Source organism: Streptomyces sp. NPDC026092, from assembly GCF_040638605.1.
Taxonomy (GTDB): Bacteria; Actinomycetota; Actinomycetes; order Streptomycetales; family Streptomycetaceae; genus Streptomyces.
In genome coordinates this window covers 92,175-106,944 of sequence record NZ_JBEZYN010000007.1, presented here as the reverse complement: position 1 = coordinate 106,944, position 14,770 = coordinate 92,175, and the positions used below count along the sequence as shown (strand labels likewise).

Below are 14,770 nucleotides of genomic sequence, written 5' to 3'. Positions count from 1 at the left end.
TCAGGCCTGCCCTCGGTACGCGGCGGGCGCGGCCTCCGCCGCGACCTTCTCGAACCGCCGGTCGAACAGCACGCTGACGTCGAACTTCTTCACGAAGCCGGCGCCGGACATGAGATCGGCGATCGACTGCTCCCAGGCGATGGAGGAGTCCCAGTTCGTGGGATACAGCGGCTTGCTGCGGGCCTTGACGATCCGTTCGCCGTCCTCGCGGCTGACGCCCTGATCCTTGACGTAGTACGACTCGATCCACTGCTCAGGGTTCTCCCAGGACCAGTTGTTGCCCCGGACCCAGATCGGGATGAACGCCCGGATCGCCGCCGCCTTGCGTTCGTCGGCGAGCACTGACGTGGGCGCCCACAGCAGGCTCAGGAGGTCCTGGACGTCGGTGGGCAGGGTGCGCGCGCCGTCCTTCGCGTACTGCTTCAGGTACTTCGTCAGCGACGGCTCGGTCAGCGGGGCGAGGTCGACCTGGTCGCCCTGGAGCGCGGTCAGGAACTGGGCGCTGGGCAGCGGCACCAGGGTCACGTCCTTGTGGGAGATGCCGTTCTCGTTCAGCCACTTGAGGATCGTGACGCCCTGCGCCTGGCCCTGGGAGAAGGCGATCCGCTTGCCGACGACGTCCTTCGCCGTCCGGATGTCGCTGCCCGGCCGGGTGGTGGGGATGTAGGTGACTGCGGTGTTGTGCGCGATGGCGACGATCTTGGCGTCGAAGCCGATGTCGTGCGCCTGTATCGGCGGCATCCCGGCGTTGCTCGCCAGGTCGACCGCGCCCGCCCGGAAGCCCTGGATGGTCTCGGGGCCGCCGTTGAGCCGGACCCACTCGACGGAGAACGGCAGCGGGCCGAGCGAGGGTTCCGCGACGAGCTGCGCCTGCGTCGTGGCCGTTCCGATCCTGAGGGTGGTCTTCTTGTCGGGCGCGACGGTCGGCAGCGCGCCGAGCTGCGTGGAGCCGGCCTGGTCGGGGGAGGCGCAGCCTGCGAGTGCCAGCAGCGCGCCGCTGCCCAGGGCGAGGAATCCCCGGCGGTTCAAGGGTCTTGAGGTGTGCAGGGACATGGCGATACGGGGGCCTTTCACGTGCCGGCGAGGGAGGGGCCGGCGGAGGAGACCGGCGGAGGGCCGGCGGGGTGGACCGAAGGGCGGAGCGAGGGGGCGGCGGGGCCACCGGCGTCGGCGGCGGCAAGCGGCGGCACGGGCGTCGGCGGCCCCCGGGGGTGTCAGGAGGCGGCGGCGACCCGGTGATCGGCGGTGAACGGGCGCCCGGCGACCGACTCGGACGGGTGTCCGTCCGGTCCGACGGGGACCTCGCCGATCAGGGTGACCCGGTGCAGCCGGCGCTCGACGTCGAGGTGCTCCAGATCGCGCGGGGCGAGGTGCGCGGTGGCCCGGTTGTCCCAGAACGCCACGTGCCCCGGCTCCCAGCGGAAGCGCACCGTGTACTCGGGCCGGGTGATCTCGGCGTACAGCAGGTCCAGGATCCGTCGGCTCTCCGCGGCGGTGACGCCCGCGATGTGGCTGGTGAACCCCGGGTTGACGAACAGCGCGCGCTCCCCGGTCTCCGGGTGCACCCGCACCACGGGGTGTACGGACACGAGCAGGTTGTCGTTGATCCGGCGGGCGTACGCGCCGTCCTCGCCGACCGGCCGGTCGCCGCCGTACCGGTGCTCGGCGCGCAGCGTGTCCACGAACGCCCTGACGGGGGCGGACAGCCCCTCGTACGCGGCGACGAGGTTGGTCCACTGCGTGTCGCCGCCGAACTCCGGGACCGTCTCCGCGCGCAGGATGGACCCGGCGGGCGGGTTCACCGCGGCGGTGACGTCGGTGTGCCAGCCGTCGAAGTAGCTGTACTGGCGCTTGCGGTACTCCGCCCGGAAGTTCTTCCCGTAGCGCTCCTCGAAGCGGCGCGGGTCGATGGTGAAGATCTCCGGGTGGCCCTCCGGCGGGGCGTCGTCGTGCGGATGGGCGTAGGTGAGCTCGCCGAAGTGGCGGGCGAAGGCGATCTGCGAGGCGTGGTCGAGCCGCTGCCCCCGGAAGAAGACGACCTTGTGACGGTGGAGGGCCTGCTTGATCTCGTCGACCGTCTCGACGGCCAGCGGGCCGGCGAGGTCCACGCCGTCGAGGTCGGCGCCGATGTGACCGGCGACGGGACGGACGGTGAGCGTGCTCATGGGGCGAGTCCTTTCGGGCATGACGAACGAGGACGGGTGAGGAAGGCGACCGGGCGCACCGGGACGGTGTCGGGGTACGCGGGGTCACCTGCCGGGCGCGGGCTCACGGATGTGAAGGGCGCCGGCCGGTGTCAGGTACGCGGCGAGGCCGGGAAAGAGGGGTCGCCGCCGGTGCTGCAGCCGGTACTTCAGCCAGAGCTCCAGGCGGTGCTCAGCCGTGCTGGTGCTCAGCCGTGCTGGTGCTCCAGCCGGTGCTCAGCTGGGCTCCGGCCGTGCTTCAGCCGGTGAACCTGCCTGAGCCAGGACGGAGTTCCGCGGAGTCGTACGCCGGGGGGCGGTGCCCAGTGCCCCGGCGCGGCGGTGCGCGCCGGCGGAGAGCCGGTCAGTGGGCGCGACAGCCCAATCCGGCGAAGTGGTGCGCGCGGAAGGCGTTCACGGGGTGCCGGCCTGCGGCTGCCCGGATCGTGGCCCTCTGCTGTGCGTCCATGGGAAGAGTGTGCTGCTCCCGTGCCGGTACGGACAATATTTTCTGGCGGCGCGGAAGAAACCCGCCCCGCCCCACCCGGCTCATCGGGCGCCGCCGCTGGTACGCAGCCCCAACGGGTCCTGGTAGACAGCCGCGAGCACCGGCGCGGTCGCCGCCACCGCGAGGGTGTCCGCGCCGAAGGAGCCGGTCCGCACCTGGTCGCCGCCGCTCGCCAGCTCGCGGGTCAGCTCGTCGAGCAGCCGGGGCAGACGGAGGGTGGCGAACTCGGTCAGCACCAGGTCGTCCGGGCGGATCAGGTCGAGCAGCGGCCGCACCGCGTGCGCGATCAGCCGCAGGCGGGTGCCGATCAGGTCGAGCGCCCGGACGTCGCCCGCGCGGGCGGCACGCACGAGCAACTGCAGATCGGGGTGCGGGATGACGCCCTCGGCGACGGCGCGCCGCGCGACGGCACGGTCGGAGACGGTGACCTGGAGGCAGCCGGTGCGGCCGCACGGGCACGGCTCCGCCGATCCCGGGACGGGCAGGTGGGCGATGCCGCCGGCGCCGTACCGCCGGCCCTTCAGCAGGACGCCGCCGTTGGCGATCGCCGCGTCCACGGCGTTGCCGACGAACAGGTGCACCAGGTCGCCGCCGCGGTTGGCGCCGAACAGCAGCTCGGCCTGGGCCAGCGCCCGGGCGTGGCCTTCCACATGGACCGGCAGTCCCACCGCTCGCTGCAGCGAGCGCCGCAGTGGGATGTCGCGCCAGCCGAGCGCGGAGTTCTCGACCAGGACCCCGGCGTCGGGATCGACCCAGCCGCCGGTGGCCACGCCGAGGCCGAGGACGGAGCGCCCGCCGAGGTGTCTGCGCAGGAAGCCGGGCAGTCGTGCGGCGACGTCTCGGAGGACCGCCCCGTGCTGGGGCTGCCGGGGCACGTGCTCGTACGCGATGACGTTGCCGCGCAGGTCGGTGAGCGAGAACGTGAGCCGCGGGACGGCGATGTGCACGCCCGCCGCGACGTGGTGCGCGGTCTCGATGTCCAGTGGGATGCGGGGGCGTCCCGGCCGAGGCGGCCGGTGCGGCTCGGGCGGCTCACAGACCAGTCCCATCGCGAGCAGCTCGGCTGCGTGCCGTGACACGACGGCCGCGCTCAGGCCCGTCTCCCGGATGATCGCGGTGCGGGCCAGCGGGCCTCCGCGCAGGATGGCCCGCAGGACGGCGGCGTCGGGCTGGTCGGCGGCGGGCTTACCGCCCGGCGTCGCGATGAGCGCTGGTGGCATCGGGATTCCTCGGTCCGGGAGTCGGTCGTACGGTGGCACGGCGGCCTCGGCAACCGAGGGCCGACGGAGGCGGGGCGACAGCTCGACGACCTGATGCCCCGATGCTCGCAAGCCCGAGGGGACCGGTCAACGATCTGGCGTTAAGGCGCAATGACGGTTCTGCGAAGCGCCCCCGGCGGCTTCGCTCTACCTCAGACAGCTCCTGATCGGGGTCGACGGGCCGCGCACCAACCGCGGTCAGGCCCGTTACCGCACCATGGCCAAAGGAGCGCATCCGCCAGGCACGCACAGACCTGCACGCCTGCATCCACTACATTTCCGAACTTGCGGACGAGCCGGCCCTGCTGAAGAGCCTCACACGCGAGCCGATCCATTCCAACACGCTGAAGCCGGCGAAGCTGAAGCACCGCAGAGTCGGGGAATTCCGGGAAGTGCCCCTGCCTCGGTCGGTGCGGGAGGCGATCGAGCGCTACGAGGCCAAGCAGGGCACCACAAAGGACGGGTACCTGCTGCGTGGCCCGGGCGGCCACTTCACCGAGGGCATGGAGCGACGGCGGGTGAAGAGGCTCTCCGCGGACCTTCCGCCGGAGGAGGGTGTCGGGATGTACGGCTTCCGGCACTACTTCGCCTCGAACGCCCTCGGCAACGGCATCCCCATCACCGACGTCGCCGAGTGGATGGGCCACCAGTCCATCGAGGAGACGTACCGGACCTACCGGCATCTGATGCCGGGCAGCATCACCAAGGCCGCCCGGATCCTGGAAGCCGGCCTTTGGGAAGCCGCCTGATTCCTCCACCGCTGAGGAACAGCAGGTTCTTGGTCAGCTGGTAGTACGGGCACGGCATCCTTCTCGCCAGCGGGAACGGTGGTTCGGAACGGCAACGGTGTTCCGCCCCGACCCAGTCGGATTCTCGGCGAGCCCCAAGGGCGAGGCTGAAGCCCAGACGTGGGGCCACGTCCCTCCCGGCGCACGCACCGCCGCCCCTGACTCGTCAGGTCGATCACCGCAAGGCGGGTCAGCTTCCGGGCGGTGTGGCGGGTTTCGTCGTCGCGGGCGAGGCGGCGGATCTGCAGGCGTCGGCCGAAGGCCCGCTCGACGACGCGCGGCGTGGGGTGACCTTCCGCCCCTTCGAAGTGGCGCCGGAACGCCGACCGGCGCTGCCGGGGCTTGTTCGCCACCGGGTCGGCGGTGCTCCGGGGTCCTGCGGTGGTTCCGACCTCGTACCGGTTCCTCGCACCGCGCACGGCGCTGAGGTCCGGTGGCTTCCTGGGCGTCCGCGTCGCGGCGGAGGACCGGAGCGGCAACACCGTGGACACGGCGCTCCCCAGGGCGATTCCGGTCGGGTGACCCCGCGCTGACGACATGACAGTGCCACCGCTCCTTCGGGGCGGTGGCACCGTCGCGCTCCTGGGGAGAACGTGCCGGGGCAGGCCGCCGCCGCGCTCCGGTCCTCGGGCCGGACGGGGCGTCAGGAGAGGGGTCGCTAACGGCGGAGACACGGTCGCGACACGCGGCGGAAACCGGCCGTCCCTAGTTTCTGTCACCCGACAGGTATTCGCAGGAACTCGCCTACGCGACAGGGGACCGCCATGACCGTCACCACCGATCCCGCTCGGCAGGCGCCTCCCTCCCCGGGCGCCGCGGGCGACGGCTCGCTCGCCGAATTCGGCTACCCCCAGGAGCTGCGGCGCCGGATGGGGCGGTACGCCTCCTTCGCCGCGGGGTTCTCCTTCATCTCCGTACTGACCACGGTCTTCCAGTTCTTCTCCCTCGGCTACTCCTTCGGGGGCCCGGGCTTCTTCTGGACCTGGCCCTTCGTCCTCGTCGGCCAGCTCCTCGTCGCCGCCTGCTTCGCCGAACTCGCGGCCCGGATGCCCATCGCGGGGGCGATCTACCAGTGGGCGAGCCGGCTCGGCACCCCGGCCTTCGGCTGGTACGCGGGGTGGATCATGGTGATCGGGCGGATCGTGGTCGTGGCGGCCGCCGCACTCGCGCTCCAGGTCGTGCTCCCCGCCGTCTGGCCGGGCTTCCAGCTCGTCGGTGGGGACCCCTCGCCGACGACGACAAGCGGAGCCGCCAACGCCGCCGTCCTCGGCCTCGTCCTGCTGGCGCTCACCACGCTCCTCAACGTCCTGGACAACCGGGCGCTCTCGGCCGTCAACACCGTCGGCGTCACCGCCGAGATCGCCGGAGTCGCCCTCATCGTCACCCTCCTCGCCACCCACGCGGAGCGGGATCCCGGGATCACCCTGCACACCGGTGGCCAGGGCGGCCTGATCGCGTCGCTCCTGGTGGGCTCGTTCACCGCCGCGTACGTCCTCATCGGCTTCGAGAGCGCGAGCGAGATGAGCGAGGAGACCGTCAACCCCCGGCGCACCGCTCCCCGTACGACGCTCAGCGCCCTCACCACGTCCGGCGTCTGCGGCGGCCTCCTGCTGCTCGGAGGCCTGCTCGCCGCGCCCAGCCTCACCGACGGGCGCCTCGCGACCGAGGGCCTGGGATACGTGCTGACCAGCACTCTCGGCGACGGCCTCGGCCGGGTCCTGCTCGCCGACGTGGCCCTGGCCATCTGCGCGGCCACCCTCGCGATCCAGACCTCGGCGACCCGCATGCTGTACTCCATGGCCCGCGACGGCGTCCTTCCCCGCTCGGCGCGACTGGCCCGGGTGCCGGCGCGGACCGGGATGCCCGGCACGGCCGCGGTGGTGGTCGGAGTCTGCGCGGGGCTGCTGCTCCTGCTCAACCTCGCCTCGCCGCAGGCATTCCTGGCCATCGGCACCACGTGCATCGCGATGGTGTACCTGGCGTACGCGATGGTCACCGGGCCGATGCTGGTCCGGCGGCTGAGGGGAGAGTGGCCGCCGGCCGCCGACGGTGAGCGCGACGAACTCGGCAGGCCGCTGTTCTCCCTCGGCCGTTGGGGACTGCCCGTCAACGTCCTCGCGGTCGGCTACGGCCTCCTCATGACGGTCAACCTCTCCTGGCCGCGCGCCGAGGTGTACGACCCCGAGGGGGGCCACTGGTACTTCCAGTGGTTCACCGTCCTGGTCGTCGGTGCGACGGTCGCGACAGGCGCGGCGTACCGCTGGTACCGCCGCCGCGGGGGTCCCGGTCAGGCGTCGAAGGAGGACTCGCCCGTCCTGGTGTGATCCACCGCCCGACCCCCGGTCAGCCGTCCGCCGCGAGGAGCCGTTGCCCCTCGCGGCGCAGCCGTGCCAGGGAGCGTTGCGGCACGCCCGCCACCCGGAGCGCCGCGTCGGCCGTCGCCGTCGCCAGGGCCCGCTGGTCGCGTTCGGGGTCGGCGCGCCGGATGAGGATGACGCTCTCGGTCAGGCCGAAGAGGAGGTCCGTGCGGAGCGCCAGGCCGTCCGCGTCGAGCGCCGCTCCCGGCTCCGTGGCGGCGAGCAGCTCCGCGTAGCACCGCTTGAGTTCGGCGCGGATCCGGTGGAAGACCGCGAAGTGGTCGGTCCGCACCTCGGGCAGCAGATAGAGCGCCCCGAGGTTGTGCGGTCCGCCGCACAGCAGCGCCGCGTCGGAGTGGCACAAGGCCCACAGTCGTGCCTCGGGGGCCGCCTCCGCTTCGGACACCAGGCGGCGCGCCACCTCCAGGGAGGGCCGGACGGTTCCTTCGAGCAGCTCCGCGAGGATCGCCTCCTTGCCGTCGAAGTAGTGGTAGAGAGACGCCTGCCGCAGCCCGGCCCGCTCGGCGATCGTGCGGGTGGAAGTCGCCGTGTAGCCACGGACGGTGAACAGCTCGGCCGCCGCCGCCAGGACCTCGTCGCGCGGCTCCAGTCCGCTGGCAGGACGCTCCTGCACCCTGGGGCGGCCGACTTTTCTGCTGGTGGGCGTGGTCACTCGGTGATCCTCGCACAGGGCCGGAGCCTCCTTCCGGGCCGAGCTCCCGGGTGAGTTTCCGGTAACCGAGGCGAAACGTGCGGGCAATGGCGGCGAAGCGACCTCTCCCTAATTTCTGTCAAGCGACAGAAATCAGTTCCGACCGGAGGTCGATCCATGGCGACACCGTCAGCGACAGCGTCGACGCACGGCGCGCGTGACCATGCCCGCGCCCAGGAGGGCACACGGGTCGACACCATGCCCGTCCTGCCCGCGAGCAACTGGCCGACGCCTCCCGAGGGCGTGGCCGCCGGGGACGTCGTGTGGGCCGAGACGGTGGCGGGCGGCTCCTACACCCACAAGGTCCTCGCCCGGGGCACCGAACTCCGGCTGACCGACCTCACGGGCGACGCCTGCGCGCACCTGCTGCTCCACTGCGCCGACCGCCCCTGGGAGCGGCTGAACACGGCCGACACCGTCAAGGTGCTCTGGAACGCATACCTCGGCGAGGGGCACCTGCTCCTCTCCGACCAGGGCCGGGTGCTCGCCTCCGTCGTCGAGGACACCTCCGGCCGGCACGACGCCCTCACCGGCACCTCCAGCCTCACGCGCAACACCGCCCGGTACGGCGACGGAACCCCGCAGTCCGCCTCGCCGGCGGGCCGCGAGCTGTTCAAGCTCGCCGCCCTCAAGAACGGCCTGACCCCGCGCGACCTCCCGCCGTCCGTCTCCTTCTTCCAGGGCGTACGGATCGCAGAGGACGGCTCCACCGAGTTCACCGGCTCGGCCGGCCCCGGCGGGACTGTCACGCTCCGCGCCGAACAGGACGTCGTCGTCCTGATCGCCAACGTCCCGCACCCCCTGGACCCACGCCCCGAGTACCGCTGCGGGAACCTCGGCGTCCTCGCGTACCGGGCCCGCCCGACCTCCGCCGGCGACCCGCTGTGGGACGCCACGCCCGAGGGCCGCCGCGCCTTCCTGAACACCGTCGACCACCTCACCGCCCGGGGGATCGCATGACCGTCACCGCCCTTCCCGGCCGCGTCGTCTCCGACGACCCCGTCCCCGCCCGCGCCGCCTGGTCCGGGGTCGTCCGCAAGGGCGAGCTGCTGACCGTCACCGACCTGTACGGCAACCAGGCCGCCGACTTCCTGCTGTACGACGCGCACGACACCTCCGTCCGCTACAGCGCCCCCGACACGATCCAGGCGCAGGGCACCGTCTTCCTGACCACCGGCTCGGTGCTGCTGTCCAACGAGCACACCCCGCTGATGACCGTCGTCGAGGACACCTGCGGTCGGCACGACACCATCGGCGGCGCCTGCTCCAAGGAGTCCAACACCCTCCGCTACGGCCACCACACCTGGTCGCAGCACGCCTGCGTGGAGAACTTCCTCGCCGAGGGGAGCAAGCACGGACTCGGCAAGCGCGACCTGGTCTCCAACATCAACTGGTTCATGAACGTGCCGGTCGAGAAGGACGGCACCCTCGGCATCGTCGACGGTATCTCGGCACCCGGCCTGCGGGTCGTGCTGCGCGCCGAGACCGACGTCCTCGCGCTGCTGTCCAACTGCCCGCAGATCAACAACCCCTGCAACGGATTCGACCCGACGGCCGTACGGATGACGATCACCCGCCCCGACGACAGCGACGAGGTCTGACCACGATGACGTTCGACACCCTGCTGGTCGCCAACCGCGGCGAGATCGCGGCACGCGTCATCCGCACCGCCCGTCGACTCGGCCTGCGCACCGTCGCGGTGTACTCCGACGCCGACCGCGCCACCGAGCACGTACGGCTGGCCGACGAGGCCGTCCGCCTCGGTCCGGCGCCCGCCAAGGAGTCCTACCTCGACGCCGATCTGGTCCTCAAGGCCGCCAAGGACACGGGCGCGGGCGCCATCCATCCCGGCTACGGCTTCCTGTCCGAGGACGCCGACTTCGCGCGCCGCTGCGCCGACGCCGGCATCGTCTTCGTCGGCCCCACCCCCGAACAGCTGGAGCTCTTCGGGGCCAAGCACACCGCGCGGGCCGCCGCCGAGGCCGCGGGCGTCCCGCTCGCCCCCGGCACCGAGCTTCTCCCGGACGTGACGGCCGCGCTGGCCGCAGCCGACGGGATCGGTTATCCGGTGATGCTCAAGGCGACCGGCGGGGGAGGCGGCATCGGCATGCAGGCGTGCCACGGCGCGGCCGACCTCGCCGACGCCTGGGAGCGGGTCCAGCGCGTGGCCGCGGCCTCCTTCTCCTCCGCCGGCGTCTTCCTGGAACGGCTGGTGGAGCGGGCCCGGCACGTCGAGGTGCAGGTCTTCGGCGACGGGCGGGGCGGGGTCGTCACCTTCGGCGACCGCGACTGCTCTCTCCAGCGCCGCAACCAGAAGGTCCTGGAGGAGGCCCCGGCACCCGGCCTCCCGGACCACGTCCGGCACCGGCTCGCCGAGGCCGCCCGGGACCTGTGCGCGTCGGTGGACTACCGCTCCGCCGGCACGGTCGAGTTCGTGTACGACGCCGCCCGCGAGGAGGCCTACTTCCTGGAGGTCAACACCCGCCTCCAGGTCGAGCACCCGGTCACCGAGGAGATCCACGGCGTCGACCTGGTCGAGTGGATGCTGCGGCTCGCGCAGGGCGACACCGCGGTCGTCACCGAGCCTCCGACGCCCACCGGCCACGCCGTCGAGGCCCGGATCTACGCGGAGGACCCCTCCCGCGACCACCGCCCCAGCGCAGGCCTGCTGACCCGCGTGTCCTTCCCCGAGGACGTCCGCGTGGACGCCTGGGTGGAGACCGGCACGGAGGTCACCACCGCGTACGACCCGATGCTCGCCAAGGTGATCGCGTACGGCGCCGACCGCGCCGAGGCGCTCGACCGGCTGGACGCGGCGCTCGCCGCGACCCGCGTCGACGGCATCGAGACCAACCTCGGCCTGGTGCGGGCCGCGCTCCGCCACGGCGACGTGCGCGCCGCCGGCCACTCGACCGCCTCGCTCGCGGCGATCGTCGACCCCACTCCGCGCATCGAGGTCGTCGCGCCGGGCACCCTGACCACCGTGCAGGACTGGCCGGGCCGCACCGGCTACTGGCAGGTCGGCGTTCCCCCGGGCGGCCCGATGGACGACCTCTCCTTCCGGCTCGGCAACACCGCGCTCGGCAACGACGAGGGCGCACCCGGTCTGGAGTGCACCCTCCAGGGCCCCTCCCTGCGCTTCACCCACCCGACGACGGTCTGCGTCACGGGAGCCCCGGCGGGAGTGACGATCGACGGCCTTCCCGTGCCGCAGTGGGAGCCGATCACCGTCGACGCCGGACAGACGCTCGCCGTCGGCACCCCAGACGAACGGGGACTGCGCACCTACGTGCTGTTCGCGGGCGGCCTGGACGTACCGGAGTTCCTGGGCAGCGCGGCCACCTTCACCCTCGGCCGGTTCGGCGGGCACGGTGGCCGCGCCCTGCGCGCGGGCGACGTACTGCACGGCGGCGAGGCGCGTACGGAGACCGCCGTCGTCCCCGTCGACGAGCGTCCCTCCTTCGACACCGTGTGGCGGGTCGGCGCGGTCGAAGGACCGCACGCCGCACCGGAGTTCTTCACAGAGGACGACATACGCGACTTCTACACCGCGGACTGGAAGGTCCACTTCAACTCGGCGCGCACCGGCGTCCGTCTCGTCGGCCCCAAGCCGCGCTGGGCACGCCCGGACGGCGGCGAGGCGGGGCTGCACCCCTCCAACATCCACGACACGCCGTACTCCGTCGGCGCCGTCGACTACACCGGCGACATGCCCGTCCTCCTCGGCCCCGACGGCCCCTCCCTCGGAGGCTTCGTCTGTCCGGCGACGGTCGTCACCGGACAGCGCTGGAAGCTCGGCCAGCTCCGCCCCGGCGACACCGTCCGCTTCGTCCCGATCACCACGGCGGCGGCGGGGGAGCTGCGGCGCAACCCCGCCTCGGAGCCGCGGGCCGACCGCGAGGCCATCGTCGACGGGGGCGTCCTCGCGCGCCTGGACGAAAGCGGAGGCCGCCCGGCGGTCACGTACCGGCGCAGCGGTGACGACAACCTCCTCATCGAATACGGGCCCATGCAACTCGACCTGGCCCTGCGCATGCGCGTCCACGCGCTCGCGGAGGCGCTGGCCGCGCGGGGCCTCCCGGGCGTCGTCGACCTGACCCCGGGCATCCGCTCACTACAGATCCAGACGAACCCCGACGTCCTGTCCCCGCAGGCCCTCCTCGACGCCGTGCTGCGCGTGGAGGAGGAACTCCCGGCCACCGACGAGCTGGTGGTGCCCAGCCGGACCGTGCACCTGCCGCTGTCCTGGGACGACCCGGCGACCCGCGAGGCCATCGCCCGCTACACGGCCGGCGTGCGCGACGACGCCCCGTGGTGCCCCTCGAACATCGAGTTCATCCGCCGCGTCAACGGCCTCGAAACCGTCGACGACGTGTACCGGACCGTCTTCGACGCCGAGTACCTGGTCCTCGGCCTGGGCGACGTGTACCTCGGAGCGCCCGTGGCCACCCCTCTCGACCCGCGACACCGTCTGGTCACCACCAAGTACAACCCGGCCCGCACCTGGACCGCGGAGAACTCGGTCGGCATCGGCGGCGCGTACCTGTGTGTCTACGGCATGGAGGGTCCGGGCGGGTACCAGTTCCTCGGCCGCACCACGCAGGTGTGGTCGGGCTGGCAGCAGCGCGGCGCCTTCGAACCCGGCAGGCCCTGGCTGATGCGCTTCTTCGACCGGATCAGGTGGTACCCGGTCGACGCCGACGAACTCCTGGAGCTGCGCGCGGACATCATCTCCGGAAGGTTCGTGCCGAAGACGGAGGAAGGCACCTTCTCGCTCGCCGAGTACCGGGCCTTCCTCGACGAGAACGACGAGTCGATCACCGCCTTCCGCGACCGGCTGGGCCGGGCGTTCGGCGCCGAGCGCGACGCCTGGGAGGCCGCCGGCGAGTTCGCCCGCGCCGAGGCCGCCGCCGAGGTCACGCCGCCGGCCGCCGACATCACCGTGCCCGAGGGCGGCCGGCTGGTCGAAGCCGAGTTCACCGCCTGCGTCTGGCAGGTCGACGTCCGGACCGGGGACCGGGTGTCGGCGGGTCAGCAGCTGGTGGCGCTGGAGGCGATGAAGATGGAGGCGCCGGTACCGGCACCAGCCGACGGCGTCGTCACGGAGGTCCTGGTCGCACCCGGCAGCCAGGTCGAGGCCGGCACCGCGCTCGTCGTCCTCGCTCCCGTCGAGCCCGCGGAGGCAGCCGCATGATCACCACAGTGGAGCGGGTACGGGCCGCGTACACCCGTGTCGCCCAGGTGGACCGGCCCGAGGTGTGGATCGATCTGCGCCCCCGGCGGGAAGCGGAGGCGGACGCCGCCGCGGTCGACGCGAGAGTCGCGGCCGGCGAGCGACTGCCGCTCGCCGGCACGGTGTTCGCGGTCAAGGGCAACATCGACGTGGCCGGGCTCCCCACCACCGCCGGCTGCCCCTCGTACGCCTACGCGCCGAAGGACGACGCCCCTGCGGTGGCGCGGCTGAAGGCGGTGGGCGCCGTGCTCCTCGGCACCACCAACCTCGACCAGTTCGCGACCGGCCTGGTCGGCACGCGCAGCCCGTACGGCGCCGTCCGCAACGCCGTCGACCCCACGTACGTCTCCGGCGGCTCCTCGTCCGGCTCGGCGGTCGCGGTCGCCCTCGGCATCGCGGACTTCGCCCTCGGCACGGACACCGCGGGATCCGGCCGGGTCCCGGCCGCCTTCAACGGCGTCGTCGGCATCAAACCGACCTTCGGCCTGGTCCCGACCGACGGCGTCGTCCCCGCCTGCGCGTCGCTCGACTGCGTGACCGTCTTCGCCCGCACCCTCCCGGAGGCCGAGCGGGCGCTGTCCTCCATGGCGGCACCGACGGGTCGCGAGCTCCCCGCGCTGGAGCAGCGCCGACCGGGTCCGTGGCGGATCGCGGTACCCGAGCCGGGGCACCTGGGCGAGCTGGACGAAGGCTGGGCCGAGGCATTCGAGGCCGCCGCGGCCCGGCTCGCCGAAGCGGGCGCCGAACTCCGCCCCGTCGACCTCGCGCCGTTCACCGAGGCTGCCGCGATGCTGTACGAGGGCGCGTTCGTCGCCGAGCGCTACACCGCCGTCGGCACCTTCGTCGACGGCCACGCGGGCTCCGCGGACCTCGACCCGACCGTGGCCGGGATCATCTCCCGGGCCCGCGACATCCCGGCCCACCGGCTCCACGCGGACCGCGCGAAGTTGTCCGCCCTCCGCGCCAGGGCGCTGGCGGCCCTGGGCGACGCGGACGCGCTCCTCCTCCCGACGACACCAGGGCACCCGACCCTCGACGAGGTCGCCGTCGACCCCCTGGGCGCGAACGCCCGCCTCGGCCGGTTCACCAACTCGACGAACCTGTTCGACATGGCGGCGGTCGCCGTCCCTGCCGGCGAGGTGAAGGGGCGGCCGTTCGGCGTCATGCTGATCGGCCGGGCATTCACGGACGAGCGGCTCGCGCGCATCGCCGGCCTGCTCACCGCCCCGCCGGCGCGTCTCGTGGTGGTCGGCGCGCATCTCTCCGGACAGCCGTTGAACGGGCAACTGCTCGCCCTGGGCGGCCGCCTGGAACGCACGACCGCCACCGCGCCCGCCTACCGGCTGTACGCGCTGGACACGGTCCCGCCCAAGCCGGGACTCGTCCGGGTCCGCGAAAGCGGTGCCGCGATCGAGGCCGAGGTGTGGCAGCTCCCTGCCGAGGGGCTGGGCACACTCCTCTCGTCGCTGCCCCGCCCGATGGCGCTGGGCAGCGTGGAACTCGCGGACGGCGGCTTCGTGCCCGGCTTCCTCTGCGAGCCGGAGGCCATCGACGGCGCCCGCGAGATCACCACGTACGGCGGCTGGCGCGCCGCCCTCCGGTCCATCGAGGACGAGGACCGCGCCGGCGGTGGCGCGGCGTCCGCAGGGTAAGAGCGCTTCCTCCGGCCGCCCTCGGCCAGAGACGAGTTCGTGATTCCCTGCGCCCGCTGAGTGCTCCGGCGCGGCCCG

At 73.0% G+C, this 14,770-nt stretch carries 11 protein-coding genes; 7 read left to right on the top strand and 4 right to left on the bottom strand.

Annotated elements, in window-relative coordinates:
* The 3 genes from AB0F56_RS13785 to AB0F56_RS13775 form a co-directional block, all read right to left on the bottom strand.
* The gene (locus AB0F56_RS13785; protein WP_362008138.1) at positions 1-1,029 is read right to left on the bottom strand and encodes an ABC transporter substrate-binding protein; all 1,029 of its coding nucleotides are present in this window, start codon (positions 1,027-1,029) and stop codon (positions 1-3) included.
* 185 nt (positions 1,030-1,214) lie between these two features.
* Complete coding sequence (locus AB0F56_RS13780; RefSeq protein ID WP_362008135.1) at positions 1,215-2,165, bottom strand: TauD/TfdA family dioxygenase; 951 nt, start codon at positions 2,163-2,165, stop codon at positions 1,215-1,217.
* A gap of 567 nt (positions 2,166-2,732) precedes the next feature.
* The gene (locus AB0F56_RS13775) at positions 2,733-3,911 is read right to left on the bottom strand and encodes an ROK family transcriptional regulator (protein ID WP_362008132.1); all 1,179 of its coding nucleotides are present in this window, start codon (positions 3,909-3,911) and stop codon (positions 2,733-2,735) included.
* A 272-nt stretch (positions 3,912-4,183) separates the two neighbouring features.
* Here AB0F56_RS13775 and AB0F56_RS13770 point away from each other — a divergent pair, with 272 nt between their 5' ends.
* The 3 genes from AB0F56_RS13770 to AB0F56_RS13760 all read left to right on the top strand — a co-directional run bounded on the left by AB0F56_RS13770 (position 4,184) and on the right by AB0F56_RS13760 (position 7,062).
* Entirely contained in the window at positions 4,184-4,699 is a 516-nt protein-coding gene (locus AB0F56_RS13770; RefSeq protein WP_362008667.1) for a tyrosine-type recombinase/integrase, read from the top strand.
* A gap of 420 nt (positions 4,700-5,119) precedes the next feature.
* A complete protein-coding gene (locus tag AB0F56_RS13765) occupies positions 5,120-5,260 on the top strand; it encodes a hypothetical protein (protein WP_362008129.1) in 141 nt (46 codons plus the stop codon).
* Positions 5,261-5,502: 242 nt separating this feature from the next.
* On the top strand, positions 5,503-7,062 hold the full coding sequence (locus AB0F56_RS13760; protein WP_362008126.1) for an amino acid permease: 1,560 nt from the start codon (positions 5,503-5,505) through the stop codon (positions 7,060-7,062).
* 19 nt (positions 7,063-7,081) lie between these two features.
* Here AB0F56_RS13760 and AB0F56_RS13755 read toward each other — a convergent pair whose 3' ends face one another.
* Complete coding sequence (locus AB0F56_RS13755) at positions 7,082-7,768, bottom strand: helix-turn-helix domain-containing protein (RefSeq protein WP_362008124.1); 687 nt, start codon at positions 7,766-7,768, stop codon at positions 7,082-7,084.
* A 156-nt stretch (positions 7,769-7,924) separates the two neighbouring features.
* Between AB0F56_RS13755 and AB0F56_RS13750 the strand changes: the two genes are divergently transcribed.
* From AB0F56_RS13750 to atzF, 4 genes are read left to right on the top strand one after another with little or no spacing between them, the layout of a single operon-like run.
* Positions 7,925-8,767 (top strand): urea amidolyase associated protein UAAP1, encoded by an 843-nt coding sequence (locus AB0F56_RS13750; protein WP_362008121.1) that lies wholly within the window; start codon positions 7,925-7,927, stop codon positions 8,765-8,767.
* Positions 8,764-9,408: an urea amidolyase associated protein UAAP2 gene (locus tag AB0F56_RS13745; protein ID WP_362008118.1), complete on the top strand. Its 645-nt coding sequence runs from the start codon at positions 8,764-8,766 to the stop codon at positions 9,406-9,408. The genes AB0F56_RS13750 and AB0F56_RS13745 overlap by 4 nt, the downstream gene beginning before the upstream one ends.
* 5 nt (positions 9,409-9,413) lie before the next feature.
* Positions 9,414-13,001, top strand: coding sequence for an urea carboxylase (uca, locus tag AB0F56_RS13740; protein WP_362008116.1), 3,588 nt, complete (start codon positions 9,414-9,416; stop codon positions 12,999-13,001).
* Positions 12,998-14,692, top strand: a complete 1,695-nt coding sequence (atzF, locus tag AB0F56_RS13735) for an allophanate hydrolase (protein ID WP_362008109.1) — start codon at positions 12,998-13,000, stop codon at positions 14,690-14,692. Before uca ends, atzF begins: the two co-directional genes overlap by 4 nt.
* Positions 14,693-14,770: the final 78 nt, after the last annotated feature.